Consider the following 2,122-nt stretch of genomic DNA (forward strand, 5'->3'; position numbering starts at 1 on the left):
CGGACCTCGTCCGAACTGTGGAGCGCCAGGCCCGGGTTGCACGGACTCTTCCTACTGAAAGTAGGACGTGCTCTGGTAGCACCGCTGACGCCTGGAGAGGAATCGTTCTCCCTCGCGACAGGAAGAACATTAGCAGGTCAGCGACCCTGCACCGAACCGTCGGGACGGCGGCCCGGAGCGGGCCGACCGCGCGGCGGATGGCATGATCCCGCCGTGCACTGTGACGTCTGCGAACACGAGATGACGACGTGGGACCGCCCGCCGTCCCGGTGGTGCCGGGAGTTCTGGCTCTGCACCTGGTGCCACGCGGTGACCCTGATCGGGACCCCGGACCACGAGGCCTACCGTCCCGATCACAGCCCCTGGGACATCCGGTGGGAAGCGGCCTGGACGGACATGCTGCCGGACGCCGACCGGCACGCCTACGGCTTCCTCCACCGGACGCTCTGCGGGATCGAGAAGCCGGACATGACCGGCTCCCAGTTCGGCACGTGGGGCGACTTCCTCGACGCCTGCCCGGACTGCACGGCCGCCGCCCTCGCCATCGATGCGCGGTGGCCCGAGGAACGACGGGCAGGCTTCCGGGTCAGCGTCCCGGCCGCACCCCGGCCCCGCCCCGAGGACCAGCCCGGATACGTCCGGCCCGCGGACGAACTCGGCCGACCGGACGTGCGGCTGCCCCCGACGCCGACCGGGCCCGGACGGAGGACGCGCGTCCTCACGGCTTCCCCCGGACCCCCTGCGCACGCGCCCGCCGAGTACGGATTCCGTCGGATCGGCGACGGCCCCGCCGCGGTGCGCCTCCCGGCGTTCTGGGCCGGGTGCGGGATCGGCCCCTACCGGCCGTACGACAAGCAGGGACGCACCTTCGCCTGGTTCCGGGCCTACCCCCTCGACACGATCCCGCCGCTGGACGAGGAGTCCTTCGTCGGCGACTTCGCCTGGTTCGGCGACACCGGTGACCCGCTCGACCACCGCACCGCCGTGACGGACCCGATCGCGGCCGAACTCGCCGCAGTCGGCCTCACGCTCCCCGCAGACTTCCTGGCGTTGATCACCCGTGCCAACCTGCACCGTTGCCTCGACCGCGAGGGCGGTGGCTGCTGGACCGACGTGGCCGGCCCGCTGCCCAGCCCCGTCGATCCGGCCGACCGCATGGTGCTCTTCTTCCGCGACCAGCAGAGCTGCGTCCTGTGGTACCTCTACCTGCACCACGACGGGCAGTCCGGCGTCGTCTGCTCCGCCCGGGACTTCACCCGGGAACCGGAACCCTGCCACGGGCCCGACGGCGAGATCGTCACACCGGGCCGGGAGATCTTCTGGACCGCGCCGAGCGTCGAGCACTTCGCCTACCGGTTCCTGACCGAGGCGAGACTTGCCGCCGCGATCCACGACAGGGCGCGGGCCGGCGAACTCGATCCGGAACTCGTCGCCTACCTCGCGCACTACGTGCCCGGTTCCGGCTCCGGCACCGACTCCCTGACCGACGGACCGACGGACCGACGGACCGACTGACGGACGGCCGGGTGAACGGCGGCTGGACCCGTCGGTAGGATCGGGCACCGCCGACGGACGGAGGTAAGGACCATGGCCGAGCTGCTCGTGAGCAGTGTCGGGTGCTGGTGCTGCTCCAACGGGCTGGTCGTCCTGAGCGTCGACACCGACACCGGCCGGCTCCTGCTGGAGTGCGAGGAGTGCATGGCCGGCCGCTGGACGCCTCCCGGCGAGAACGGGCAGGAGCCCGCGTTCCTGACGGCCGACCTGCTCACGCGGCCGGCGACCCCCGCCGAGGCCCGGGCCCGCGGCTGGGAGCACCTCCTCGTGCGGACACCGGAGGGCCCCGGGACCGCCCCGGTGTGAACGGGCCTCCGGGCCGCAGCCGTGATATCGGCGGCGAGGCCTTGAGCGCCGGATTCCCGATGGTGGCGGTCGACGGGCCGGACGGCACCGAGGGGTTCCGGGAGGGCCGAGTCCTACGGCGTCGGCGGTAACCGGCGGGTACGGGCCGCGAACGCGAACGAGGTGGGGGCCCCCGGGGGGGGGGGGGGGACGGGCGGGCGGGGTGTGTGCCGGGCCCGGGGGGGGGGGGAGTAGAGACAAATATATAGTAGTTTGGTTGTTG

The 2,122-nt window shown here is 72.5% G+C and carries 2 protein-coding genes; both read left to right on the top strand.

The window, feature by feature from the left end:
- Nucleotides 1-213 precede the first annotated feature (213 nt).
- Complete coding sequence (locus tag ACFV0O_RS41430) at nucleotides 214-1,515, top strand: hypothetical protein (RefSeq protein ID WP_380350252.1); 1,302 nt, start codon at nucleotides 214-216, stop codon at nucleotides 1,513-1,515.
- A gap of 72 nt (nucleotides 1,516-1,587) precedes the next feature.
- Nucleotides 1,588-1,860 (top strand): hypothetical protein, encoded by a 273-nt coding sequence (locus ACFV0O_RS41435; RefSeq protein WP_380350255.1) that lies wholly within the window; start codon nucleotides 1,588-1,590, stop codon nucleotides 1,858-1,860.
- Nucleotides 1,861-2,122 lie beyond the last annotated feature (262 nt).

Origin of the sequence: Kitasatospora sp. NPDC059577 (assembly GCF_042735475.1) — a bacterium.
Lineage (GTDB): Bacteria > Actinomycetota > Actinomycetes > Streptomycetales > Streptomycetaceae > Kitasatospora.